Origin of the sequence: Protofrankia sp. BMG5.30, assembly GCF_001983005.1 — a bacterium.
Taxonomy (GTDB): domain Bacteria; phylum Actinomycetota; class Actinomycetes; order Frankiales; family Frankiaceae; genus Protofrankia; species Protofrankia coriariae.
In genome coordinates this window covers 1-22,857 of record NZ_MOME01000051.1, presented here as the reverse complement: position 1 = coordinate 22,857, position 22,857 = coordinate 1, and the positions used below count along the sequence as shown (strand labels likewise).

25 protein-coding genes, 2 tRNA genes and 3 pseudogenes are annotated in these 22,857 nt (G+C 68.0%); 17 read left to right on the top strand and 13 right to left on the bottom strand.

The window, feature by feature from the left end; all coding sequences use genetic code 11:
* From BL254_RS26515 to BL254_RS21900, 4 genes and pseudogenes are all read left to right on the top strand, one after another.
* A complete protein-coding gene (locus tag BL254_RS26515) occupies positions 1-348 on the top strand; it encodes a helix-turn-helix domain-containing protein (protein ID WP_139342447.1) in 348 nt (115 codons plus the stop codon).
* Between the two features lie 51 nt (positions 349-399).
* Complete coding sequence (locus BL254_RS29150; RefSeq protein WP_047224914.1) at positions 400-621, top strand: FitA-like ribbon-helix-helix domain-containing protein; 222 nt, start codon at positions 400-402, stop codon at positions 619-621.
* Positions 618-1,046, top strand: a complete 429-nt coding sequence (locus BL254_RS21905; protein ID WP_047224913.1) for a PIN domain nuclease — start codon at positions 618-620, stop codon at positions 1,044-1,046. The genes BL254_RS29150 and BL254_RS21905 overlap by 4 nt, the downstream gene beginning before the upstream one ends.
* A 111-nt stretch (positions 1,047-1,157) precedes the next feature.
* Positions 1,158-1,451: pseudogene (locus BL254_RS21900) on the top strand (Uma2 family endonuclease); the annotation flags it as partial.
* Positions 1,452-1,503: 52 nt separating this feature from the next.
* Here the strand turns inward: BL254_RS21900 and BL254_RS21895 are convergent.
* Positions 1,504-2,589 (bottom strand): LLM class flavin-dependent oxidoreductase, encoded by a 1,086-nt coding sequence (locus BL254_RS21895; RefSeq protein WP_076844907.1) that lies wholly within the window; start codon positions 2,587-2,589, stop codon positions 1,504-1,506.
* 606 nt (positions 2,590-3,195) lie between these two features.
* Between BL254_RS21895 and BL254_RS21890 the strand changes: the two genes are divergently transcribed.
* From BL254_RS21890 to BL254_RS21875, 4 genes are all read left to right on the top strand, one after another.
* The gene (locus BL254_RS21890) at positions 3,196-3,408 is read left to right on the top strand and encodes a hypothetical protein (RefSeq protein WP_076844905.1); all 213 of its coding nucleotides are present in this window, start codon (positions 3,196-3,198) and stop codon (positions 3,406-3,408) included.
* Complete coding sequence (locus BL254_RS21885; protein ID WP_076844903.1) at positions 3,405-4,379, top strand: amidohydrolase family protein; 975 nt, start codon at positions 3,405-3,407, stop codon at positions 4,377-4,379. The genes BL254_RS21890 and BL254_RS21885 overlap by 4 nt, the downstream gene beginning before the upstream one ends.
* Positions 4,376-5,173, top strand: coding sequence for an NADPH-dependent oxidoreductase (locus BL254_RS21880; RefSeq protein WP_076844901.1), 798 nt, complete (start codon positions 4,376-4,378; stop codon positions 5,171-5,173). The genes BL254_RS21885 and BL254_RS21880 overlap by 4 nt, the downstream gene beginning before the upstream one ends.
* A gap of 351 nt (positions 5,174-5,524) precedes the next feature.
* A complete protein-coding gene (locus BL254_RS21875; protein ID WP_047224910.1) occupies positions 5,525-5,740 on the top strand; it encodes an antitoxin in 216 nt (71 codons plus the stop codon).
* Here the strand turns inward: BL254_RS21875 and rpmF are convergent.
* The 5 genes from rpmF to BL254_RS21850 all read right to left on the bottom strand — a co-directional run bounded on the left by rpmF (position 5,712) and on the right by BL254_RS21850 (position 9,304).
* Entirely contained in the window at positions 5,712-5,891 is a 180-nt protein-coding gene (gene rpmF, locus BL254_RS26510) for a 50S ribosomal protein L32 (RefSeq protein ID WP_139342446.1), read from the bottom strand. The genes BL254_RS21875 and rpmF overlap by 29 nt on opposite strands.
* 136 nt (positions 5,892-6,027) lie before the next feature.
* Positions 6,028-6,252: a cytochrome C oxidase subunit IV family protein gene (locus BL254_RS21865; RefSeq protein ID WP_162233268.1), complete on the bottom strand. Its 225-nt coding sequence runs from the start codon at positions 6,250-6,252 to the stop codon at positions 6,028-6,030.
* A gap of 44 nt (positions 6,253-6,296) precedes the next feature.
* Entirely contained in the window at positions 6,297-6,983 is a 687-nt protein-coding gene (locus BL254_RS21860; protein WP_083731298.1) for a cytochrome c oxidase subunit 3 family protein, read from the bottom strand.
* Positions 6,973-7,746: a hypothetical protein gene (locus BL254_RS21855; RefSeq protein WP_139342445.1), complete on the bottom strand. Its 774-nt coding sequence runs from the start codon at positions 7,744-7,746 to the stop codon at positions 6,973-6,975. Before BL254_RS21855 ends, BL254_RS21860 begins: the two co-directional genes overlap by 11 nt.
* 223 nt (positions 7,747-7,969) lie before the next feature.
* On the bottom strand, positions 7,970-9,304 hold the full coding sequence (locus BL254_RS21850; protein ID WP_047224908.1) for a cytochrome P450: 1,335 nt from the start codon (positions 9,302-9,304) through the stop codon (positions 7,970-7,972).
* Between the two features lie 498 nt (positions 9,305-9,802).
* Here BL254_RS21850 and BL254_RS21845 point away from each other — a divergent pair, with 498 nt between their 5' ends.
* Together BL254_RS21845 and BL254_RS21840 are read left to right on the top strand one after the other, a co-directional pair.
* Positions 9,803-10,759 (top strand): TIGR03854 family LLM class F420-dependent oxidoreductase, encoded by a 957-nt coding sequence (locus BL254_RS21845; protein ID WP_076844893.1) that lies wholly within the window; start codon positions 9,803-9,805, stop codon positions 10,757-10,759.
* 332 nt (positions 10,760-11,091) lie between these two features.
* Positions 11,092-11,655, top strand: a complete 564-nt coding sequence (locus tag BL254_RS21840) for a hypothetical protein (RefSeq protein WP_047224907.1) — start codon at positions 11,092-11,094, stop codon at positions 11,653-11,655.
* 137 nt (positions 11,656-11,792) lie between these two features.
* On the opposite strand, the gene BL254_RS21835 is transcribed toward BL254_RS21840, so the two are convergent.
* From BL254_RS21835 to BL254_RS29645, 3 genes and pseudogenes are all read right to left on the bottom strand, one after another.
* Complete coding sequence (locus tag BL254_RS21835; protein ID WP_076844891.1) at positions 11,793-12,836, bottom strand: NAD-dependent epimerase/dehydratase family protein; 1,044 nt, start codon at positions 12,834-12,836, stop codon at positions 11,793-11,795.
* Positions 12,837-12,967: 131 nt separating this feature from the next.
* Positions 12,968-14,112, bottom strand: a pseudogene (locus tag BL254_RS21830) (sensor histidine kinase).
* 38 nt (positions 14,113-14,150) lie between these two features.
* A pseudogene (locus BL254_RS29645) lies at positions 14,151-14,649 on the bottom strand (winged helix-turn-helix domain-containing protein); the annotation flags it as partial.
* Between BL254_RS29645 and BL254_RS26505 the strand changes: the two are divergent.
* The 7 genes from BL254_RS26505 (at position 14,649) to BL254_RS21790 (ending at position 20,024) form a co-directional block, all read left to right on the top strand.
* Positions 14,649-16,160 (top strand): hypothetical protein, encoded by a 1,512-nt coding sequence (locus BL254_RS26505; protein WP_047224905.1) that lies wholly within the window; start codon positions 14,649-14,651, stop codon positions 16,158-16,160. The pseudogene BL254_RS29645 and the gene BL254_RS26505 sit on opposite strands and share 1 nt — an antisense overlap.
* A gap of 165 nt (positions 16,161-16,325) precedes the next feature.
* A complete protein-coding gene (locus tag BL254_RS21815; RefSeq protein WP_047224904.1) occupies positions 16,326-16,703 on the top strand; it encodes an RNA-binding S4 domain-containing protein in 378 nt (125 codons plus the stop codon).
* A gap of 242 nt (positions 16,704-16,945) precedes the next feature.
* The gene (locus BL254_RS21810; protein WP_047224903.1) at positions 16,946-17,545 is read left to right on the top strand and encodes a TetR/AcrR family transcriptional regulator; all 600 of its coding nucleotides are present in this window, start codon (positions 16,946-16,948) and stop codon (positions 17,543-17,545) included.
* 148 nt (positions 17,546-17,693) lie between these two features.
* Positions 17,694-18,536: an alpha/beta fold hydrolase gene (locus tag BL254_RS21805; RefSeq protein ID WP_076844889.1), complete on the top strand. Its 843-nt coding sequence runs from the start codon at positions 17,694-17,696 to the stop codon at positions 18,534-18,536.
* Between the two features lie 360 nt (positions 18,537-18,896).
* Positions 18,897-19,451 carry a hypothetical protein gene (locus BL254_RS21800; protein ID WP_139342444.1) on the top strand — a complete coding sequence of 185 codons (555 nt, stop codon included), beginning with the start codon at positions 18,897-18,899 and terminating at the stop codon, positions 19,449-19,451.
* 331 nt (positions 19,452-19,782) lie between these two features.
* Positions 19,783-19,857 (top strand) — tRNA-Asp (locus tag BL254_RS21795).
* Between the two features lie 90 nt (positions 19,858-19,947).
* Positions 19,948-20,024 (top strand) — tRNA-Phe (locus BL254_RS21790).
* Between the two features lie 71 nt (positions 20,025-20,095).
* On the opposite strand, the gene BL254_RS21785 is transcribed toward BL254_RS21790, so the two are convergent.
* From BL254_RS21785 to BL254_RS21770, 4 genes are all read right to left on the bottom strand, one after another.
* Positions 20,096-21,307, bottom strand: a complete 1,212-nt coding sequence (locus BL254_RS21785) for a site-specific integrase (RefSeq protein ID WP_047224901.1) — start codon at positions 21,305-21,307, stop codon at positions 20,096-20,098.
* 210 nt (positions 21,308-21,517) lie between these two features.
* Positions 21,518-21,856, bottom strand: coding sequence for a hypothetical protein (locus BL254_RS21780; RefSeq protein WP_076844887.1), 339 nt, complete (start codon positions 21,854-21,856; stop codon positions 21,518-21,520).
* 183 nt (positions 21,857-22,039) lie between these two features.
* Entirely contained in the window at positions 22,040-22,234 is a 195-nt protein-coding gene (locus tag BL254_RS21775; protein WP_047224899.1) for a helix-turn-helix domain-containing protein, read from the bottom strand.
* Positions 22,235-22,268: 34 nt separating this feature from the next.
* Positions 22,269-22,857: replication initiator (locus BL254_RS21770; RefSeq protein ID WP_371391160.1), on the bottom strand; the 589-nt coding region annotated here is incomplete at its 5' end.

Below are 22,857 nucleotides of genomic sequence, written 5' to 3'. Positions count from 1 at the left end.
ATGCCTATCGTTCTGTCTGCACGGGCGCCGCAGGACCTGGTCGAGGAGAAGAAGATCCGTCAGCTGGCGGGTGCCCGCCACGCCCCGGCCGACTGGATCCTGCGAGCCCGGATCATCACGGCCAGCTGGGACGGTCACCGCACCGGCCAGATCGCCGCCGCGGTGCATCGCCACCCCAAGACCGTCCGGTGCTGGCTGCACCGGTTCAACGCCCACGCGAAACCCTGGATCTGGGACGCCCCGCCCCACCGACCCGGAAACTCCGCCGCCGCTTTGTCTACTGCCTTTGAGGAACGCAGCACTAGGGAAGTCCCCGCCGCTTGCCCAAGCCACGGGCCCTGTCTCTGATAGCATCAGATATCATTGGGAACTGCGGTCTTCCGCCTGGAGGTGTGGCCGATGTCCGACGTGCTCATTCGTGACGTACCCGACGACGTGCTGGCCGCCGTCGAGGCGCATGCCGCCAGGCTCGGCCTGTCCCGCAACGAGTACCTTCGCCGGCAGCTCGCCCAGGACGCGGCGCGCTCGGTCACTCCAGTGACCCTGGACGACCTGCGCTGGTTCAGCACCACGTTCCGTGATCTCGCCGACCCGGAGGCCATGCGGCAGGCCTGGGCGTGACCGCCGCAGCCGAGACGACGCGGCGCTGGCTCATCGACAAGTCCGCGCTCGTCCGACTGAGTGAGAGCCCCGATGCCGACCAGTGGTTGTCCCGTATCCAGCAGGGCCTGATCCGGATCACGACGGTCACGATCCTGGAAGTCGGCTTCTCCGCGAGATCCGCTCAGGATCTTCATGTCAGGTTACGCCGGCCACCGATCTCGGCGACGCCCGTCGAGAACACCACGCCCCGTATCGAAGCCAGGGCCGTCGAGGTCCAGGAACTGCTCGCCGGTACCGGGCACCACCGCGCACCGTCCGTCCCCGACCTGATCATCGCCGCGACAGCCGAACTCGCCGGAATCGTGCTGCTGCACGTCGACAAGGACTTCGAGCTGATCGCCGCGGTCACCGGACAGCCCACCGAACGACTCCGCCTGCCGTAGCAGGTAACGGCCGGCCCCGTATCCGGACCTGTCATGCCGCCTGGCCCGGGACGGTCTCGCTATGCTTGCTCGAAAGGGCTGGATTCCCAGGCCATTTCCGGGAGATGTGCCATGACCACGGAGATGGTCGCCCCCGCCTGGATGCACCAGCAGATCACTGCCGAGCAGTATGACTCCTGGTCCGAGGAGCAGTGTTCAGGCATCGAGATCGTGGACGGGATGGTCGTCATGACCCCCGGCGCCTCCCCCCGGCACAACCGACTGGCCCGGATCGTCGCGAATGTCCTGGACTCGGCCGGTGGGGTGGAGTGGAACGCCGACACGGACTTCGACGTCCAGCTTCAGGACGTGCCACTCACCAACCGTCGTCCCGACGTGGTCGTATACCGCGCCAGCATGATCGACAATATGCGGAAGGACAGCGGGCCGAACCCCGACGGAATCCGGTGAAATCAAGTCAAATATCCGCTCGGACCAGTTCCGGGGTGCGCAGCAGCGGGAGGAGCTGGTCGCCGATGCGGGCRGCCTCTCGCTTGTAGGGGGTGTCGGAGAGGACGAAGTGGGTGATGCCAAGGTCGGCGTACCGGTGCAGGGCGGTGGCCACGTCGTCCGGGGAGCCGACCAGCCAGGTGGTGCCCGCGCCGCCACCGCCATACCGGCCGGGGGTGGTGTAGAGGCAGGAGTCGAGCACTTCGCCGTGTTCGGCGAGGTCGAGCAGCCGCTGCTGGCCGACGGCCCGGCGCCGTCTGGGATCGTTGTGCTGGTCGACCTCGCGCGCCATCAGCGCCACCTTCGCCTCGGCGTCCCGCCAGGCCGCCTCGGTGGTGTCCCGGACCAGGGTCGTGATCCGCAGCCCGAACTCCAGCGGGGCGTGGGCGCGGCCGATGGAGGAGCTCAGCGTCTTCAGCCGGTCGATCCGCTCGGCGATGCCTTCCAGCGGCTCGCCCCAGAAGAGCTGGACGTCGGCCTCGGCAGCCGACACCCGCTCCGCGACAGCCGAAGCGCCACCGAAATAGAGCCGCGGATGTCGGCCCCGCTCGGCGAGGTAGGGCCACGGGCACACCGTCGAGTTCTCGACGGCGAAGTACTCACCACGGAACGTGACGTTCTCCTCGGACCACAACCGCCGCACGAGCTGGAGGAACTCCCTGGTGCGGCCGTACCGGCGGGCCGGGTCGTTCTGCGCGTCACCGTAGGCGCCAAGGTTGTCCAGACCGCTGACGATGTTGACAAGCAGGCGGCCGCCGCTGAGCTGGTCGAGAGTGGCGGCGGCGCTGGCGAAGTGCGCCGGTTGCCAGTATCCGGGCCGGATCRCCGCCAGCGGCTGAAAGGTGGTGGTACGGGCGGCCAGCGCGGTGGCCACGGTGAACGTGTCCGGGCGGCCCCAGCCCGTCCCGATGAGGGCACCGCCCCAGCCGTGGTCCTCCGCGGCGCGGGCGAGGTCGGTGGAGAAGTCGAGGGTTCCCCATCCGTCGCGGGTGTCGTCGCCGCGGTGCCCGGGCTCAATGGTGTTGGGGACGTACCAGAGAAACTCCGTGCCCATCTGAAGACCTCCCATCTGAAGACCTTCCGTCTGAAGACCTCCGTCGTATCCGGTCTCGCGCGATCCGCGCGGCCGGTTGAGGACGCCGTCCCGTTCAGCGGGTTCAGCGGGTTCACCGGGTAGCCGCCATCCAGCATTAACATGCCGCCTACCGGTATGGCTGAAAAATTCACCAGATTGTTCTGTTGATGGCTACCAGGCGGTCAGGAGCCGAGCCGGGTTGCAGCTGGGCAGGCCCGGTAGCTGGGTCGTCGTTCGCGTGACGGCGACGGGTACCGGGGTGTCGCCGCCGGCCGCGTACCCGGCCGGCTTGCCGTGGCCGACCGGCCCTCCGATGCCGAGCGCGAGGCCGGACGCGAAGCCGGGTCAGGCCGCGGGTCCCAGAATGCGGGACGCGTCCCCACCGGGCGAAGCGTCGGTTCTCACCTGGTGGAGCCCCGCGGCCGGAAGAGCGACGTGAATCCGGGGCCGGCTACCGGCATCACCGACCCGCGAACAAGAGGATTTCACTACGTATTTCGTTCAGTTCTGCTTAATCGGCAGGATTGTTTGACATCGGCCGGCCAGCCGGTAAGAATTCGCCCGACCCGATGAAAGAGAGGGCCGATGACCACCGCTGCCGTCGATGCGCAACATGTCATCACCGCCGAGAAACCACGGAAGAAGCTTTCGCTCGGACGTGATGTCGTGCTGCTTGAGGTGCACCGCGACGCTTCCACCGGCGTCACCGAGCGCATCCCGAGCGCGCACGTCGTCTCGCTGGCGGCCCAGCTCGCCGGGCCGCCAGCCGCCGGCACGGCGGCGGGCTGGACGCGATGACGTCCCTGGACGAGGCCACGGTCCTCGACATCCACACCCACTGGCAACCGACCGGCTGGACGGGCTGGAGCAACGCGACCTGGCTGGCCCCGGGGGAACCCGACCCCCGCGAGGACCTCGCCGGTCTCGCGGCCGAGAGCAGAGATGCCGGGGTCGACCTGCGCGCGCTCAGCGCGCCGCTCGAGTCGCTGTTCGGCCCGGACGGGGACGTCGAACCGGCGCGCGTGAACGCGGTGAACGAGTACCTCGCCGAGCGTCTGGATCCGCATGACCGGTTCCTCGGGCTGGCCACTGTCGACGCCTACGCCGGCGAGGCCGGAGCCGAGCAGGCGCGGTACGCGATCGAGGAGCTGGGGCTGCACGGCCTGGTGCTGGACTCCTCCCGCTACGGGAAGTTCCCTGGCTCTCCCGAGGCGTTCCCGGCCCTGGAGCTGGMCGCGCGGCTTGGCGTGCCGGTGTTCGTGCATCCCGTCCAGTCCCCGCGGGCCGAGGTGCTGCGCCAGGCCGCGGGATGGCCCGGCAACTCGGCCGGACGCGGTCTGGAGAACGGGGTGGCCTTCCTGTCCGCGCTGCACGCGGATCTGCCCACCCGGCTTCCCGACCTGCACCTGGTGTTCACCGCGCTCGGGCACGGCGCGCTGTTGTACGCCGTCGACGAGCTGGCCGAGCACTGTCGGCGGCTCGGCGACGGCAGTGCCGGGGCGAACATCTACTTCGACACGATGCGGTTCAGCGCCCCGCTGCTGGCCTATTTCGGCGCGGTCCTCGGCGCCGAACGGATCATCATCGGCAGCGACTGGCCGATCCACCGCGACGCGGCGCAGCCGCGCATCGACGACACGCTGGCCGCGGCCGGGTTCGACGCCCGGGAGCAGGAGCTGATCCGGATCGGCAACGCCCGGCGACTGTTCCAGCTCCGCGGCGCCCGGCATGCCGTGAGCCCTCAAGCCACCGTGGGAGGACAGGAATGACCGTCACCGCTCGCTACGCGGATCCGGAGGCGACACTGGGCGTCGCCAACKAGGTGATCGCGCTACAGCTCGCGCACCGGTCGGTGCGCAGCTTCACGCCCCGGCCGGTCACCGAGGACGAACTGGCCGCGCTGGTCGCGGCCGCCCAGTCCGCGTCGACCTCGTCCAACCTGCAGGCATGGAGTGTGGTCGCCGTACGGGACCCGCAGCGCAGGGCCCGGCTCGCGGCACTGGCGAGAAATCAGCGGTTCATCAACGAGGCGCCGCTGTTCCTGGTCTGGATCGTCGACCTGAGCCGGGCCCGTAGGCTTGCCGACCGCGCGGGCACGACACTGGACGCCACCGACTACCTGGAGTCGACGATCGTCGGCTTTGTCGACGTCGCCTTCGCGRCGCAGAACGCCGTTGTCGCGGCCGAGTCGCTCGGCCTGGGCACGGTGTTCGTCGGGGCGATCCGTAACCATCCCGAGGACGTCGCGGCCGAACTGGGCCTGCCGCCGCACGCGGTGGCGGCGTTCGGGCTCGCGGTCGGCACACCCGACCCGGCCGAGCATGCCGGGATCAAACCGCGGCTGCCGCGGGCCGCCGTCCTGCACCACGAGCGGTACGATGCCGCAGCCTCCGACCTGCACATCCCCGTCTACGACAGGCGGCTGGGCGAGTACAACGCCCGGTACGGGCTGCCCGGTGCCTGGAGCGATCGTGTGCTGGAACGGCTGGCGGGCCCGCGGTCGCTCTCCGGCCGGGACCGGCTGCGCGCGGCGCTGGAGCGCCTCGGCCTGCCCTCCCGCTGACCGGATGACGACGAGCCCGCGCGTTGACCACCACCCACGCTGATCGCCCCGCGCACGGGCAACCGTGCTCGATCAGCCGCGCGAACCCACCGAGTCGGCGATGCCCGTACCGGTGCGGTTGGGGCATCGGCCCGTTTCCCGTAGGAAGCGGCCTCGCCCGGCTGTGGTGAAACGGCCTGCCGGCCGGACCGTTCGGGTCAACGTGGCTCCAGTAGCTTCTCTTGTCCATCCGACACCGCGGGCGGCCACGGGCCCGGGCTACCGGGCGCTCTGCGCGGGCCGGGTACCTGGTCGTGTGGGACGATACTCCTGGTCCTGAGGATGTGACTGAAAAAGAAGAGGGGGCGGCTCATGTCCGACAAGCCGACCAACCAGGACAATCTGCAGGATATTCGGGAAAAGGCCGAAAAAATCGCCGAAACTCACGGCAACAAGATCGCCGAAGGGCTGGAGAAGGCCGGCGACCTCATCGACGAGAAAACCGGCGGCAAGCACGGCGAGAAAATCGACACCGGCGTCGACAAGGCCCAGGACTTCGTCAGAAAACTCGGCGACAGGAACAACTGAGTGTCGGGGCGGCTGGCACTCCCACCCAGCCGGTCGCCCCACCTACCCGACGTCGGGCCCACAACGAACACAACACCGARCCATTCATACCCCACCGGGCTCGGCGGGTACGGGTGTTGGACCGTGAGGTCCGCCGTTTCGGAACGGCCATCAGCATTCCCCTCCGGTGGACGACGGACGGCCCGCGACGAGTGGCGGAGCGCTCGGGGCCGGCCTCACCAGCTCGACTTCCGGATCCCGGGCAGTTGGCCGGCGTGCGCCGCGCATTCATGAACCAGCCGAACGGATCAGCTGAAGCCGACTATGAGTCCCCACACCACGACGATCCAGCCGTGGAAGGCGAGTTTCAGCGCGAACGGAGCGTGCCTGAGCTCCATGAAGTGCATGCCGACGAGGTGGAGCTTCGCCGCGACGACAGTCATGATGAATGCTGTCGTGGCTACGCCGCGGGCGCTTTCGGACTCGGCGAACCACGACGAGCCGGCCGTCAGCAGCAGGAGCCCGACGAACACCAGCCGGACCAACTGGCCCGGGGTCACCGCGCGCAGGCGCGAACTCAGATGAGATAGAGCAGCGGGAACAGGACGATCCATAGTATGTCCACCATGTGCCAGTAGGACGCGCACGCCTCGACCGTCGTGGTCTTCGGATGGCGTGCCGGGTTTCTCGTCATCTTCCGCAGAAATGCGAGCACACACATACCGACGGCGACGTGGAGAGCGTGTATTCCGGTCAGTACGTAGTAGTACATGTAGAACGCGTCCGTCGCGGGGGAAATACCGGCGTRCAGCTTCTCGCTGTATTCCAGGACCTTTCCGCCCATGAATCCAAGGCCGCAGAGCAGCCCCAGCGTGAAGAACTTCGACGCCCGGCCGAACCCGCTGGCCCGGACCGCCTGGACGGCCTGCACGACGAACAACGAGCTCGCCAGGAGAATTATCGTGTTGACGAGCCCGATCGTGATGTTCAGATGCTGCTGTGACCGGGCGAACAGCTCCCGGTCACCAGCACGGGCGTCCATGAAGATCGCAAAGAACACTCCGAACATCGACATCTCGCCGAGGACGAGAACCCAGACGCCAACCTCACCGGGCACGTGTGGGGCATGGCTGCCCTCACCGGGTACAGGTGGAACATGGCCGTCCTCACCAGGCGCACGCGGGGCGTGGCCCCGCGGTTCGGGAGCCTCGACCCGGGTGCCCGACGACGGCGAGTACACCGACGTCGACCGTTCAACCCGCATGCGCGCCCGAGGCGTTCTCAAGCCRCCGCGTCTGCTCCTCGACCGTCCCGCGATAGGTGGCCCAGGCCATCACGAGCAGCCACACACCGAATATGAACAGCGGAATCCAGAACACCAGCACGCCGTGGTAGGCGAACGGCCCCGTCTTGAAGAACAGCATCAGGATCACTGCCAGGAAGAGGAAGCACTCCAGCACGTTGAAGTAGGCCACCCAGCGCGGGAAGACCGGTTTCGGCCCGGTGTCCAGCAGCACCGCCAGCGCAATGGCGCCGCTCTGCAGGACGAACGGCATGAACGGCATGAACAGCAGGATCCAGCCCAGGTCGTGCAGTGTCTGCGTCGTCTCGGGGCTGCGCTCCGGGCGGAACGAGGCGGCCGCCAGGACGAGCATCGGCACCCACAGGAACTGCCAGGCCGCCAGTCCGGAACCGAACTGCAGGTAGGCCAGGCTCTTCTGCTCAGGACGAATACGTAACATCTGGCGCAGGATCACCGTGATCAGTGGACCCCAGACCATGAATCCGATCAACGTCAGAATGATCCCGAAACGGATGAGATTCGTGTCGTCCCGGTAGAACTCGGCGACCTCCTCAGCGGACCAGTTGGCGGGCACCGCCGGAATGTAGCCGGCAATCAACAGGCCCAGAAACATGAAGACCACGCCGACCGGCACAATTGCCGAGGAGACACGTTCGATTCGGTCGCTGGCCGTGAGACGCGCCGGTGACTCCGTGGGCGTCGATGGGTTCACAGTGAGTGTCAACAGATCTCCTCAGAGAGTAGGGACCTGACACCGCAGGCCTTGCCCTGGCCGGAGCGGGACGGGAAGCGCACTGGCCGGCCATGTCGTCGACCTCGTCCAGGTGGACGCTCTTGAGCGGATGCGGCGGCTGGAGCCCCGCCGAGCCCGGCTCGGCCAGCTCCGCGAAGCGGAAAAGATCGACTGTGCCCGATGGGATATCGATCGACATGATCGACAGACCTGGTCACCTCAGTTCCAGGCGTACCGGGAGCCGGCGCAGCCCACCGACAAAGTTCGTCTGGACGACCTTCCGGTCGCCGGTCACCTCGAGCGACTCCACCCGAGGGAGCAGCTCTTCCAGCATGATGCGCAGTTCCTGCCTGGCCAGGTGCATGCCGATGCACATGTGCGGGCCGTACCCGAAGGCAATGTGCTTGTTCGGCCGGCGGTTGATGCGGAACTCGTCGGGCGCCTCGAAGATGTCGGTGTCGCGGTTCGCCGACTGGTAGAGCAGCATGAACCGGTCACCCTTGGTGATCTGCTGTCCTCGCAGGACGTAGTCCTGGGTCGCCTGCCGGACGAAGTGCTTGACCGGCGACACCCACCGCAGCCCCTCGTTGACGAGGTCGGGCACGAGCGACAGGTCGGCTCTGACCCGGGCGAGTTCGTCCGGGTGGTGAGCCAGCACCTCGATGATGCCGGCCAGCGTGCTCGACGTGGTGTCGTGCCCGGCGGTGGAGATCGCGACAAACCAGCCGTAGGCGACCTCCTTCGCGAAGAACTCTCCGTCGTCCGGGTGGCGGGCGTTCGCGATGATGGAAGCCAGATCGTCCTGCGGCTCGGCACGCCGGGCCTCGACGAGAGCGTCGAAGTAGGCGTAGAAGTCCCGGATCGCGGCCGACCACTGCTGCGCCGCCGCCTCGGGGGTCAGTGCGGCGACATCGTCACGCTGGGTCTCGGGATCCGCGGTGCCGAAGAAGTCCTGGGTGAGGGCCATCATCCGGGGCTCGTCCTCGGCGGGGACCCCGAACAGCGACATGACGACGTGCAGCGGGTAGTAAAGCGCGAAATCCCCGACGAAATCGAGATTGTTGACACCTGGGCGCAGCCGGTCGGCGATCGCCTGCGTGGCGAGTTCGCGAATGCGGCCCTCCCATTTCTTCAGCGACGCGGGCCGGAACCACTCGTTCGCGATGTCCTTGACCATCGTGTGCTCGGGCGGATCGAGATAGGTCACCGTTTCGAGGATCCGCAGGCTTCCACCGGTCAGGGACCTGGTGAACGCGTCACCCGCCTGGTTCTGCAGGATCGGGTTGTGTGAGCCCGGCTCCGCACCGCCACCGCTGGTGAAGACGGCCGGCTGCTTCTCGATCTCCATGATGTCCGCGTGCCTGGTGACGAGCCAGATCGGGTCGTAGCCTTCGACGCGCACCTTTGCCAGCGGCGCGTTCTCCCGCAGCCATCGGTACGCCGCGAAGAGCGGCTCGTCGTCCCGGTGTCCCTCGGGCAGCACCACACGTCGCGCGATCTCGTCCGGGACGCCGGTGGCTGAGGTGGATTCCGTGTGCGTGACAGTCATACGACGCTCCTGCGTCAGGGCGAGTAGCCGTCCGGGCGGTTTGAACGGCCCTACCGGTGATGCACCTCATCATGTGAGCTCAGTCACGAATCCCGCATCACCCTTAAGAGAGCTTTTCCTACTCCCATGAGAGGCCGGTCGTCTCTGTCGAGATGACGGATCTACCCGCCGTGAGGACGGACTCACCAGCCGAGCGGGACGGGTTCGCCCACGGGTGGCCGCCTCCCATGGATCTTGCCGACCGGGCCATCGCGGGACTGATCGAGGACAGACGGCTGGCGGTCACCGCCGGAGCGCCCGGTCTGGCCGCGGCAGCGCCTGGCCGGTCCGCCCCGACGCGACACCCGGTATCGCACGTGTAGCTGATACTCGCCTTCAGACTCCGGCCAGGCCGTTTACTTCAACGGCGGGTGAAACGCCGACCCGTCGGTGGACGGTTTTCCCGCACGCCGCTGCCCGGCAAGGAATGCGCCGGCCGGGGACCGGCTTGGACGGGATGTGAAGGTACGGATCGGGATCGCGCCGGGAGCAGGCCGCAACGAGAATCCGGAGAATCTGGAGGAAATCGTCGGCCGGCTCGACGAAATCGGGATCGACTCCCTGTGGCTGTCGGAGATCGTGTCCTCGCCGGCACCGGACCCGATGGTCGGCCTGGCCTACGCCGCCGCGCGGACCCGTCGACTCAAGCTGGGCACCGGGGTGTCCGTCCTGCCGGGGCGCAACCCCGTGCTGTTCGCCAAGCAGCTCGCCACTCTCGCGCGCCTCGCCCCTGGCCGGATCCTGCCCGCCGTGGGCCTCGGCCCGGCGCGGGCGGCCGACCGCGATGCCTTTCCGCTTCCCTCGCCCCTGCCGCCTTCTCCTTCTCCTGCGCCGGCGAAGGAGAAGGAAAGAGGGCCTGGTGGTCCCGGGCAGCGCGGAGCGGTGTTCGACGAGGCGCTTGTCCTGCTGCGCCGCCTGCTGACGGAACCATCGGTGACGTTTCACGGTCGGTACTTCACCCTGGACGACGTCGGCATCGGTACCCTGCCCGCGAAGCCCCTCGACATCTGGCTCGGCGGAGCCGCGCCCGCCGCGCTGCGCCGTGTCGGCCGGCTTGGCGACGGCTGGCTGGCGTCTCTGATCACGCCGTCCGATGCCGCCAGAGGGATCGCGGCTGTCGCGGCGGCGGCCGACGCGGCCGGGCGGACCGTTGATCCCGAGCACTATGGGTTGAGTATTCCTGTCGCGTTGGGTGACGGAATCTCGCCTGAGCTCGCCGCTACGCTCCGGCGTCGGCGGCCGGACGCCGACCCCGCCGCCCTCGTCCCCGAGGGTTGGGACGCGCTGCGGCGCCGTATCGGGGACTACATCGCGGTCGGGATGAGCAAGTTCGTGGTCCGGCCGGTGACGTCCCCGTCGTCCTGGGGCGATTTCATCGACCAGTTCGCCACCGAGCTGCTGCCGCTCGAAACCTGACGGCCCCCGGCCCCTCCGGTGAGCGGTGGATGGTGGCGCGGCCGGCCGGCCCGGCTGTTCTCCGCGGCGTCGCCGCGCCGTCCATGATCGACGCCATCACCATCGCCGCCGGGCTATGGCTGTGACACCACCCGCCTCACCATCACCCTGAGTGACCTATTTGCATCTTTATGATCTGCTGACAGACAACTTCCGCCTACACCGCGTTCCAGCAGCAGACGTAAAACTGTCGCCTATATGCCAATAGTAGCTAATCGGTCGCTCAAAGTAAGAAGATGCTCTTGGCGGAGAAATCACGTCCAGGATGTGATCGACAACCACCAGGAGGAGTCATGAGCCGTTGGGAACTGGCGAGCCGGAGCCGGATACGCGCCTTCCGTGAAGGTCCGTTCGTGCTGATCGTCGCCGAAGGCGAACTGCCCAACCCCGGCTATGAGGTCGACATCGCCAAGAGCCTGCTACGCATCTTCCCGCAGCAGTTCAATCTCCTGCGTCGCGCGAAGCCGGGCATCTTCCCGCAGTATGTCACGCCGTATCGCTACGCCGAGACGGTCCGCTACCCCGAGGACCAGGACACGATCACGGTTCATCACGCCGACGGCACCGACCGCGTCGACATCGAGCCCACCGGCAAGGAGCTGGCCAGCTTCGTCGCGGCTGTCCGCGGCGGCGCCGACCGGCCCGCCCTGCCAGCGGAGGCCGAGGAGGCCATCGGCCTGTCCTCCAAACTCAGCTTCGACGAGGCGTTCGCCAACGCCGTGGCCAACCTGCCGCCGTCGGACGCCATCCTCGCCGACGCGCTGGCCCGCGTCCAGGTACTCGAGATCGGTGGCCTGTTCGGCGGCTTCGCCGGTTTCCACCACCTGTTCGTCCGGGTCAGCCGCACCATCACCTGACCGTCGTTCGACCGTGATGGCAGGCCGTGTGCCAGAAGGACCACATGCCGGAAGGAACGGCATGCCGGAAGGAACGGCATCCCGAAGCACGAGGTCCACGGTCACCGAGGAGCCGGGAACGAAAACGCCGTGGATCGTCATCCGCGCAGCGGATCGCGGGCGAAGGCATTCACTCCTTCGTCGAAGGTGACCCGGGGCTGATAGCCGAGGAAGTCCCGGGCCAGGGCGGACGAAGCGGTGATATGCCGGACGTCACCGGCTCGATACGAGCCGGTGACTACGGGCGCTGTCCCACCGAAAACCCGCGCCAGTACCGAGGCCATGTCGCCGACGCTGTGCGGCTCGCCCGAGCCGATGTTGAGCGGTACGAGCTCGCCGAGTACGCCCGGGTGTCGCAACGCGTGCAGGTTCGCCTGCGCGACATCGTGGACGTGGACGAAGTCACGTAGTTGTCCACCGTCCTCGAACACGCGTGGTGGCTCTCCCCGTTCCAGCGCGCTGCGGAAGATCGACGCGACACCGGCGTATGGGGTGTCCCGGGGCATCCGGGGGCCATAGACGTTGTGGTAGCGCAACGCCAGGACGCTGCCGCCGGTGGCGGTGGCCCACGCGGCGGCAAGGTGCTCCTGGGCGACCTTCGTGGCCGCGTAGACGCTCTTCGGCTCCAGCGGCGCGTCCTCGGCGACAAGCGTCGGCTCCAGCGGACGGCCGCAGCTCGGGCACGGCGGCTCGAACCGGCCGGCAGCCAACTCGGCCGGCAGCCGCGGGCCCGGGCGCACCGGCCCGTCGGCCGGGCAGCGGTAGCCACCTTCGCCGTAGACCACCATCGAACTCGCCAGCACCAGGCGCCGTACTCCGCGACGGGCCATGGCAGCCAGCAGCACCGCGGTGCCGAGGTCGTTGTGCGCGGCATAGGCCGGCAGATCGTCGAGATCGACTCCCAGCCCGACCATGGCGGCCTGGTGGCAGACGGCGTCCACGCCGTCGAGCGCGGCTTCGACCTGGGGCCGGTCGGTCACGTCTGCGACAATCAGCTCGGCGGCGGCGTTCACCTCGGGTCTGCTCCGATGCACCGCCGGCAGCAACGCGTCGAGGATCCGGACGCTGTCGCCAGCCGCCACAAGCATGTCGACCACGTGGGAGCCGATGAACCCGGCGCCGCCGGTAACCAGGATGCGCATACCCACGGACGCTAACGACTCCGGAGCGCTCCGGATCTTACGAACCAAGGAAGCCGGAACCGAGGAAGCCCGCGGAGACCGGGAAATCCGGAAAACAGCGTGCGTCCGTCCAGACGGCCGGGGAACGTTGTTCAGGCGGCCGGGAGCGCGACGACGAAGCGGCAGCCAGCCCGATGGTTGTGCACGGTGACGTCGCCGCCATGGGCTTCGACGATCCCACGGACGATCGCCAGCCCGATCCCCGAGCGTACCCGGAGCTGGTGGGGATGATCGCCGCCGCCGGGAGTCCGCGCCGCCTCGCCTCGGAAGCCGAGTTCGAACAGGCGGGGAAGATCGTCGGCGGGGATACCGCCACAGCGGTCGGCCACGGCGAGCAGCGCCCGGTCACGAGCGGTGTCCGCTTCGGCGGTGACCTCCACCGTCCCGTCATCCGGGGTGTGCCGGACGGCGTTGACGAGCAGGTTAGTCAGCGCCCGTCCGACTTCGGTCGCGTCAGCGATGACGAACACCGCATGATCGGCGGTGCCGGTGAGGGTGATGCCCTTGGCCCGCGCGATCGGGTCCACGACGGCGATCGCGTCCGACACGAGGTCGGCGAGGCACACCTTCTCAAGGGTCAGCCGGAAGGCCCCGGCCTGCAGCCGGGCCAGTTCGAACAGGTCGTCGACCATGCCGGTCAGTCGCTCGGCATCGGCAAGTATCAACTGATGGTAACGATATATTGTCTCACTGTCGGTCACCAGGCCGTCCCGCAGGGCCTCCGCCGTCGCTCGGATTCCTGCCAGCGGGGTCCGCAGGTCATGGCTTGTCCAGGCCACCAGCTCGCGCCGGCTGGCTTCCAGCGCCCGCTCACGGTCACGCGCCGCCACCAGTCGGACGTGGGTGGCATCCAGCGTACGTGCCAGTGTGGCAAGTTCGGCCGTTGGGACGCGGGCCGCTCCGTGATAGCCGGCCTCACCGAGAGTGGCCGCGGCGCCGGTCAGCATGGTGGTGGCGGTGACGACCGGCCGCCCCAGCCGCACCGCGGCGGCGGTGGCGACCACCGCCGAGACAGCGACCACGATCAGCACGACCCGCAGGTCGTGCTCGGAAAGGAACATCGCCCGCGCGGTACCGGCGACCCCCACCGCCACCGCCACCACCGGCACGACCGAGAGCGCCGCCACTGTGGCCCACAGTGGCCGCCTCCACAGCAGGCGCAGCAACGGCACCCCGTCAGCGCGGCCAYGGCCGAACAGGCGAGCGCAATCATCACGACCTGTAGTTCTGCGCTCATCGCTTCTCCGCTCTACCGCACTCTCCACTCGTGATCCGTCATGTTCCATGGGCGACAGACGTGTCGTCGGTGGGCCGCGGTGACTTCTGGTCGTACCGGTAGCCGACGCCCCACACGGTGACGAGCATCCGAGGGGCGGTCGGATCGTCCTCGATCTTCTCCCGCAGCCGGCGGATGTGGACGGTGACCGTCGAGGGGTAGCCGTAGCTCCATCCCCACACCTGTTCCAGCAACTCGGCGCGAGTGAAGGCGCGGCCGGGATGGCGCAGCAGAAAGGCCAGCAGATCAAACTCACGCACCGTGAGAGAGAACCACCCCGTGCCGGATGGCGGTACGGGCGGCCACGTCCACGACCGGTGTGCCGGCACGCAGCACACCGGATGCCGGTGGCGGCGGCTCGGTCGCCCGCCGCAGTACGGACCGCACCCGCAACGTCAGCTCGCGCGGTGAGAACGGTTTGGTCACGTAGTCGTCGGCACCCGTTTCGAGGCCCGCGATACGGTCCGCCTCCTCACCCCGAGCGGTCAGCATGATCAATCGCCGCCGCTGTCGGGCTGTTGGGCCTGCTCGCGGTGCAGGCTGCGATCCTGCGCCAACCCGGCTACCTGCCCGACCGGGCGGACGTGCTGTACCCGACCATGCTCTGGTGGGTGCTCGGCGTGGCCACCGCGGCCCTGCTGCTGCGCGCCACCCCCCGCCGGCTCGCCGTCGGGCTGCTGCTCGCAGGCACTGTCAGCATCCATGCCGTGGCGTTCACCCACGGCCCGCAGCTGTCCGACGACCTCTACCGTTACGTCTGGGACGGTCGGGTGCAGGCAGCCGGTATCGACCCGTACCGTTACGGCCCGCTCGACCCCGCGCTCGCCCACCTGCGCGACCGCTGGCTGTTCCCGGACCCGGCCGGATGCGCCGCCATCGGACGCGGCCCGGAATGTATCCGGTTGAACTATCCCCGGGCGCACACCGTCTACCCTCCAGTGGCGCAGGCCTACTTCGCCGTGCTGCATTTCCTGCCCGGCCCGCCGCGTGAACACAAGACGCAGTTGTACGCGTCGCTGGCGTCACTGGCCCTGGTCGGGCTGATGATGACAATGCTGACGGCGCGGGGCCGGGATCCCCGGCACGCCGGCTTCTACGCCCTTTCACCGCTCGCCGGTCTCGAGATCGGATCCGACGCGCATGTGGACGTCCTCGCCGCGCTGCTCGCGCTCGGTGGCATCGCGCTTCTCACCTCGCGGCGCCGTCGTCCCCGGCCCGCTGTGGCCACACGGGCAGGTGGAGCCAACGGGATCCGCGCGGCCGGTGAAACAACCGGTATGACGAGGGAAACCGGCATGGCCGAGGAGGCGCCCAGCCGCCGCCGGACCTGGCTCGCCGGGAGCCTGCTCGCGGCGGCGGTGGCGGTGGCGGTGGCGGTGGCGGTCAAGCTGTACCCGGCGCTACTCCTGCCGGCAGCCGCCCGACGCCGCCCGGTCACCCTGATCGGAGCGACCGTCACGATCGTCGGACTCTTCTACCTGCCCCACGTCCTGGCCGTCGGACCAGCGGCCCTCGGCTTTCTTCCGGAATACCTCAACGTCGAGGGATACGGCCGAGGCAGCCGTTTCCTGCTGCTCACGGCCCTCGGCATCGACGGGGCCGCCGCCAGGGCCGCCGCCGTGTCGGCGCTGGCCGCGGTCACCGTGATCGTTCTACGCAGCGACCCATACCGGGTTCCCCTCGAACGGGCCGCGCTGTGGCTCGTCGGGGCCGCTTTTCTCATCGCCACTCCGGTCCAGCCCTGGTACGGAATCCTGCTGGTGGCGCTCGCCGTTCTCGCCGGTCAGCTGGAGTGGCTCGCTGTCGCGGCCGCCGGCCATCCCGTGTACGTGTCCCTGTTCACGGATCTGCCCGGCGACGCCCGGACGCTGCGAGTCCTCTCCTACACCGTCGCCGCGCTCGTCGTGCTCGTCGCCGCCCTGCTGCGCCGACGGCGACGCGGCATTCAGCCACCGCACATGTCGGTCGGCGCAGGCGTGACGGTGAACTCCCAGGCGGACGGACGGTGAACAGACCGCGTGGACGAACAGGAGATCCCGACGGGGATCCGTGATCATCGCCCACCGCCGTGTACCGAGGCCACGCGGGCAGGGCGTGGGTACCGGTCTTTGTCTCCTGCCTTGTCCTCCGCCCGGTTGATGACCAGGCGGCTGTCGGATTCGTAGAGTCGTGTCATGGCGGCGCAGGAGGGAAGCGTACGGGTCGACGCCTGGATCTGGTCCGTACGCCTGGTCAGTACACGGTCGCAGGCGACCGAGGCCTGCCGCGCCGGACATGTTCATCTCAACGGCGAGCGGGTCAAGCCGGCCCACGCGGTGCGCGCCGGGGACGAGATACGGGTGCGGCACGCCGGGCGCGAGCGGACCATCGTCGTCACCCGTCTTCTCAGCAAACGGGTCAGCGCGACCGTCGCCGGAGAATGCTTCATCGACCGCAGCCCGCCGCCGGCACGGGAGGGCGCCGCGGCGGCAGGTGTCCGCGACCGCGGCGCGGGGCGCCCGACCAAACGCGACCGACGCGCCCTGGAACGTCTGCGCAACCGCGACCGGTAAATCCACGGTCAAGCCGCGCCCAGGTCCGGACGGTCCTGGACAGGCTGGACGGGCCCACCGGCTCGAGGTGAACGGTCGTTTCCCGAACGGCACGGGCTCGCGGCGACAGCGTCAACTGTCGCCAATCTGACAACAGTCGTCCGCATCCTTTTTAAAGGAAGCACTCGTGCGCTCGCCGAAGCCGCCTACGACATCGGACACATCACCGGCCAGCGAAAACGACCGTTCCGTACACTGGGCCGATGAAGCGCGAGCAACAGATCCTCCAGGCGGCGGAAAAGCTCTTCTACGAACGTAGTTTCGACGGCGTCGGAGTCGATGCGATCGGGAAGGAGGCCGGGGTCACCGGGTCGGCCATCTATCGACATTTCAACAGCAAGGACGAAATCCTTTCCGTGCTGTTCGACCAGGCGGCCGACGCGCTGCTGGCCAAGGTCGGGGAACCCATGCACGACCCGTGGGAGGAACTGACCCGACTCATCCGGGCGCACGTCGAGTTCGCGGTGAGCCACCAGCGTCTGGCGGGGATCTGGGCACGGGAGCAGCGGGCGCTGGCACACGCCGACCAGCGCAACTTCCTACGGCGCCAGCACCGCTACCTCGACCGGTGGATCGCCTGTCTGGACGCCTGCTTCCCCGGCCATTCGCGCGACGAACTCGTTTCCGCCGTCCAGGCCGTGCAGGCGCTGCTCATGTCCGACGCGACCCGTCCCCCCGGCGGCAGACGTGTGCCACAGCTGCGGGCTCTACTCACGGACATGGCGCTGGCCAGCCTGACCGCGCTGACAAAGCCGGCCACCGAAGCCGCCCCGCCCCCGTCCACCGCCGCGATCGCCGGATAGCATCCCCGCCCGTCAACGGGGCCGATCGCCCGGGGCAAATCGGGCATTCCGCACGACGGGAGCAACGTGCGCCCCGGACGGATGCCGCACGACCCGGCCGGGTACGACCGCTGCCAGCGGCCGTGTACATCCGCGCAAGGGGGAGAAAATGCCTTACATAACCGTCGACCAGGAGAATTCTGGCGATATCGATATCTATTACGAGGACCACGGATCCGGCCAGCCGGTCGTACTGATCCATGGTTTCCCGCTCGACGGGGCATYGTGGGRGAAGCAGATCCCGATGCTGCTGGACGCYGGCTATCGGGTGATCCACTACGATCGGCGGGGATTCGGCCGGTCCAGCCAGCCAGTGACCGGCTACGACTACGACACGTTCACCGCCGACCTGAACGCGCTGATCGAAACACTCGACCTGCGTGACATCGTCCTGGCCGGCTTCTCGATGGGCACCGGCGAGATCACCCGCTATCTCGGGGCGTACGGCACCGACCGCGTCGCCGCCGCAGCCCTGTTCGCGCCGCTCGCGCCATACCTGCTGAAAACCGACGACAATCCCGAAGGCGTGCCGGCAGCGGTGTTCGAGGAGATCAAACAGGCCATTCGCGACGACCGGTTCGCCTACCAGAAGGATTTTCTCGACAACTTCTACAACATGGACGTCTTCGGCGGTACCGCCCGCGCCAGCGAACAGGTCTGGCAGCACGGCTGGGCCGTGGCCGTCGGCGCCTCGGCACTCGGCACGTTGCGGTGCGTCGACGCGTGGTGCACCGACTTCCGCGGTGACGTGCCCGCGCTGTCGAACGTTCCGCTGCTGGTCGTGCAGGGCACCGAGGACCGCATCCTGCCCATCGACAACACCGGACGCCGGTTGCGGACCCTGGTCAGGAACGTGCAGTACCACGAGGTCGACGGCGGCCCGCACAACATCGGCTGGACCCACGCCGAGGTCGTCAACCCACTCCTCCTCGGCTTCCTCACCAAGCAGTGACTTCCCGGCCGGCGACTTCCTCCTGGCCGGCGGCTTTCCGGCCAGCTCTCGCCGGCCGGAACGGGAACACGCCCGGGGTGTGCCCGGCCCGCGTACGCCGGTCGGGCACACCTCCGCAAGCAGCCATGACCGTCATGAATCCGACCCGTCACCCATCTGACCAAAGGCGGGATCGTTCAGGGCAGCGGGATTCATTGTCGCAATCCCTTCAGACAGACAGATAATACCGAACGCTACAATCCGACAGCGGAGCGTTCTCATAAACTCTGAACACTTCCTGAACGCAGGGCTCAGGTGATCAGCCCACGCTAGGAGTGAATCAGACGTGCCGCTGGGGTACGTCGAAGGGGGTAGACRACGATGCGACCTCGACTTGGCACCATGATCACGACGATCGCGACAGTCGGAACTCTGAGCATCGCGGGCATCACCGCGGTGGCACTCGCCTCACCTGACAGCACCACCAGCCTGATCTCTCCGGCCGGGGCGACGACCAGCCTGTCACCGAGTGACGACTCAAGCAAGGACACGGCCACGCTGGACTCCGATCGGCCGCGACACAGGCATCACCACTGGCACGGCGGCCCGGGCTGGTGGGGCTACGACGACGACGACGTCGACGACTGGGCCGCGTCCCGCCCGCTGCACGGCGACGCCACGGTCCGGACGGACGACGGCTACCAGGTCATCACCTACCAGCGTGGTGAGCTGACCAACGTGTCCCAGAGCTCGGCCACGATCAAGAGCAAGGACGGGTACGAAGCCACCTACGCCGTGACAGGCGACACGGACCTCTGGATCGACGGTGACGACGCCGGCATCGGCGACTTCAAGACCGGAACCACCGTGGTGGTGGCCGCGGCCGTCGACGGTGACACCCGCACCGCCGAGCATCTCGTCGAGCTGTCGGACTGATCCGCGCGAGCGTCCGTCGGCATGGCTGACAGCTCCACGCAGGCCCACGCAGGCCCGGACAGGCGCACCACCAGCCCGTTCGGGCCTGTTGGGCACGATTTTGCGGTGTGCACGCAGGCACGCCAACCTCCGTCCCCGGACCCTCCCACCGTGCTGTAGGCTGTTGTCCAGCATCAGACGGAGCCCCGGTCGATCTCAGGGGCTCCGGAGGAAGCCTTCCAGGAACATGATCAGATGAATACGATCAGACGGTCCGGGCAGGCTCTTCTCGCCGAAGAACAGGCACAGCGGCAACCGGCAACGCTTGTGGTACAACTGAACAGCACAGCATGGTCCCGTGGTGAAGTCTGGAGTTCACGCCGCCCTGTCAAGGCGGAGGTCGCGGGTTCGAATCCCGTCGGGACCGCGCTCACATCATCGGATGCCAGCAGCACCACGTTGGCAATCTCCATCGATGTGACCTGCTAGGCCCGCGTATGACAGGATGGTCGCACCGGGGCAGGTAGCTCAGTCGGTACGAGCGTCCGCCTGAAAAGCGGAAGGTCGGCGGTTCGACCCCGCCCCTGCCCACCACCTTTGACCTGCGGCTCTGCCTTCTGGGCCATGATCCCTGACCGTCGTTGACGGCAACCCTGACGGCAACGTCAGCGAAGCTGATCGTCCAGTTTGGTCAACGCCTCTCGCATCTGATCGAGCGACGTATGTGCGTAGATCGTCATCGTAACTTCGATCGCCGCGTGTCCGGCGATGTCTCGGACCGTGTGCGGCGGCACACCCAGATGCAGGAGCAAGGTCACACAGGTATGCCGAAGATCATGAAAACGGACCCCTTCGGCCCCGATCTTCTCGCGTAGCGGATACCAGCTCCGCCGGAGGTTGTCCGGCTCGATCGGCGTACCGATCAAGCTTGTGAACACATGGCCCGTCTCCACCCAGTCCGTCCCGGCGTGGGAGCGTTCTTCCCGCTGCCGGTCGGCGTGGCGACGCAGCGCGTCCGCCGTGGCACCGAGAAGCGGGATCGTCCGTTCCGACCGCTCCGTCTTCGGCGTGACCGTCCGCAGTTCACCATCGACCCGTTGTAGGTTGCGGCGCACRGTGAGCGTTTTGGCGTCAAGGTCGACGTCTGGCCAGTGCAGCCCGAGGAGCTCACCGCGCCGCAGCCCGAGGAACAGCGCCAAGACGTAGAGCGCGTGCAACCGGTCGCCCTCGGCCGCCACCAGCAGTTTGCGGGCCTGATCGACAGTCAGCCCCCGGTTAACCTTGTACTTCGGGCCTGAAACCTTGACCAGCTTCGCCACGTTTCGACGGATCAGCTCCTCCCGGAGCGCCGCCTCCAGCGCGTTGCGCAGCACCGCATGGACCTGCTGCCGCAGGCGGACGGACGGCAACGACTTGCAGCACCGGCCGGCCGCGCAGCACCGTCGCTCGTCCTCGGCCCGCTTGTGATCCGTCTTGTGAAGGCAGCACAGGCACGTGTTCTCCAGACGCCGGAGGAACAGCCGTACGTCCGCCCCGGTGAGCCTGTTCAGCTTCTTCTTCCCGAGCACAGGCACAAGGTGCACCCGGACCACCACTTCGTACCCCTGGTACGTCCTCGGCTTGCACGCCGGCTTCACGATCTGCTCAAGCCAGTACGTCAGGAACCGCCCGACCGTCCAGCCCGTGGCCTCTGCCGGAATGCCCTGGTCGGAATTTGCTTTGAGGTCGGTCAGCTTCTGCCGAACCTCTTCGTCCGTCTTCCCGTAGACTCGGCGTCGCTTGTACGTTCCTTCGGGCATCAGCACGTAGGCCGCACCTTCCCAACGCCCATCCTTGCGCTGGTAGTAAGTGCCTTCACCGTTGATCCGCTTCGCCATCTGAGCGAGCCTCACTTTCGAGTTCGTCGCGCATGGATGACCCGCTCCTCTGGGGCGAAGGAGGGTCCGCCGGGAGCCCGGCCGCGTCCAGGGCGCTACCGCGTCACTACGTGATCGGCTTCGCCGACCCTGGACCCGTCCGCGCTCCCGACGGGCGTAACGCCCAGCAGAGGAACGGGAAAGAAATGGGGGAAGGACCGCGAGTCCTGGTCAGCGCGGCTGAGGCAGGGCGGGAACCATCCGATACAGGCGGACGTCAGGCAGCCAGCCGCCAGCCGGACCAGGTTGGCGCGGCGGGGGCGTTGCCGTTGCCGGAAGTGCGCTGCCGGGGATCGCGCGGAACACCAGAACCACGTCGACGTCTCCGAGGGCTTCGACGAACACCGCGTCGGTGGGGATCGCGACCGCGATCCGGGCGATATCGAACGGGTCGGCGCCCGGTCTGACGGTCATCTCGTAGAAGCCGTGGCCGGGGGCGTCGAGGCGGACGAAGGGCCGTCCGTCGGAGGGGTCGCGCGGCGGGTCGAAGCCAGGCGGAATGATGGGCACGGGTCGGTACTCCCTTGGCTGTTAAGGGGTGCTGATCAAGGTCCCGGTGTGGTGTTCCCGCACCCGCCGGGACCGCCTTACAGATCTTTTGTTCCTACGTGACCGGAGGTCCACGGGCCGCATCGCCGCGCGTGCTGCACTGCCGAAATCCGGCTGTCCGGTTCGGCGCGAATCCGACCGCGGTCATGCCGCAGCCTCCGTGTCCGGGGCGCCGCGGAGCCGATCGACGTAGGCGACGAGTGCCGCCCGTGGGATCCGCCGTGACCGTCCGATGCGGACGGATTCGATCTGTCCCGCCGCCATCAGTTCGTAGACGGTGGACCGGCCGACACCGAGGACCGCGGCGGCTTCGGCCGCGGTCAGGAGGAGCTTGTTCATACGTCCTCGCCGGAATCGTCGTAAGACTTGGAGATCATGCGGCATCGCGGAGTAGAGGGTCGGTTGCCGACACCGGGTCGGGGTGTCCGCGCGCTGCCCGCGCCGCGTCCAGTTGAGCGCGCCACCGATGGCGGTCCGCGACCGCACGCAGCAGCAGGTGTTCCCGCCGGGGTGTGGCCGGATCCCCAGGGCGTAGAAGCTGCCAGACCGCCCGGTCGGCGCCGCCGTCCTGGCCGCCGGTGTCGGTGTGGCCGAGGACCGCAAGTTGCTGCCGGACCCAGACTTTCCGATCTTCTTTGTGGTCGGCGAGGGTCTTGCCCGACCATTTCCGGGAGACGAGCACCCGCCGGYCGCCGAAGCCGAGGGTTTCCCGCCGGTGGGCCTTGCCCCGGCACCGTCCCGGTACCAGCCCGGCCCGTGGGTTTTTCGGCTGGACGCCGTAGAGCAGCCAGTTCGCGCACGTCGGCGCGCACGGTTCGTACCGCAGGGCGTCGGCGAGCCGGTCCACGTGCTGTCGCTGCGCGTCGCTGGTCGCCGCGTGGCAGGCGTCCAGACTCTTGGTCAAATATTTCGTCAGGTAGCCGATCAGCCGGCCGGTATTCGCGTTGTTCGCGGTCACCCCG

What these genes read in the sequence shown, in the direction of transcription:
- BL254_RS21800 (WP_139342444.1), top strand. Translation starts at nt 18,897, where the DNA reads ATGCGACCTCGACTTGGCACCATGATCACGACGATCGCGACAGTCGGA.
- BL254_RS21850 (WP_047224908.1), bottom strand. Translation starts at nt 9,304, where the DNA reads ATGACTGTCACGCACACGGAATCCACCTCAGCCACCGGCGTCCCGGAC.
- BL254_RS21835 (WP_076844891.1), bottom strand. Translation starts at nt 12,836, where the DNA reads ATGCGCATCCTGGTTACCGGCGGCGCCGGGTTCATCGGCTCCCACGTG.
- BL254_RS29150 (WP_047224914.1), top strand. Translation starts at nt 400, where the DNA reads ATGTCCGACGTGCTCATTCGTGACGTACCCGACGACGTGCTGGCCGCC.
- BL254_RS21875 (WP_047224910.1), top strand. Translation starts at nt 5,525, where the DNA reads ATGTCCGACAAGCCGACCAACCAGGACAATCTGCAGGATATTCGGGAA.
- BL254_RS26515 (WP_139342447.1), top strand. Translation starts at nt 1, where the DNA reads ATGCCTATCGTTCTGTCTGCACGGGCGCCGCAGGACCTGGTCGAGGAG.
- BL254_RS21815 (WP_047224904.1), top strand. Translation starts at nt 16,326, where the DNA reads ATGGCGGCGCAGGAGGGAAGCGTACGGGTCGACGCCTGGATCTGGTCC.
- BL254_RS21840 (WP_047224907.1), top strand. Translation starts at nt 11,092, where the DNA reads ATGAGCCGTTGGGAACTGGCGAGCCGGAGCCGGATACGCGCCTTCCGT.
- BL254_RS21810 (WP_047224903.1), top strand. Translation starts at nt 16,946, where the DNA reads ATGAAGCGCGAGCAACAGATCCTCCAGGCGGCGGAAAAGCTCTTCTAC.
- BL254_RS21890 (WP_076844905.1), top strand. Translation starts at nt 3,196, where the DNA reads ATGACCACCGCTGCCGTCGATGCGCAACATGTCATCACCGCCGAGAAA.
- BL254_RS21775 (WP_047224899.1), bottom strand. Translation starts at nt 22,234, where the DNA reads ATGAACAAGCTCCTCCTGACCGCGGCCGAAGCCGCCGCGGTCCTCGGT.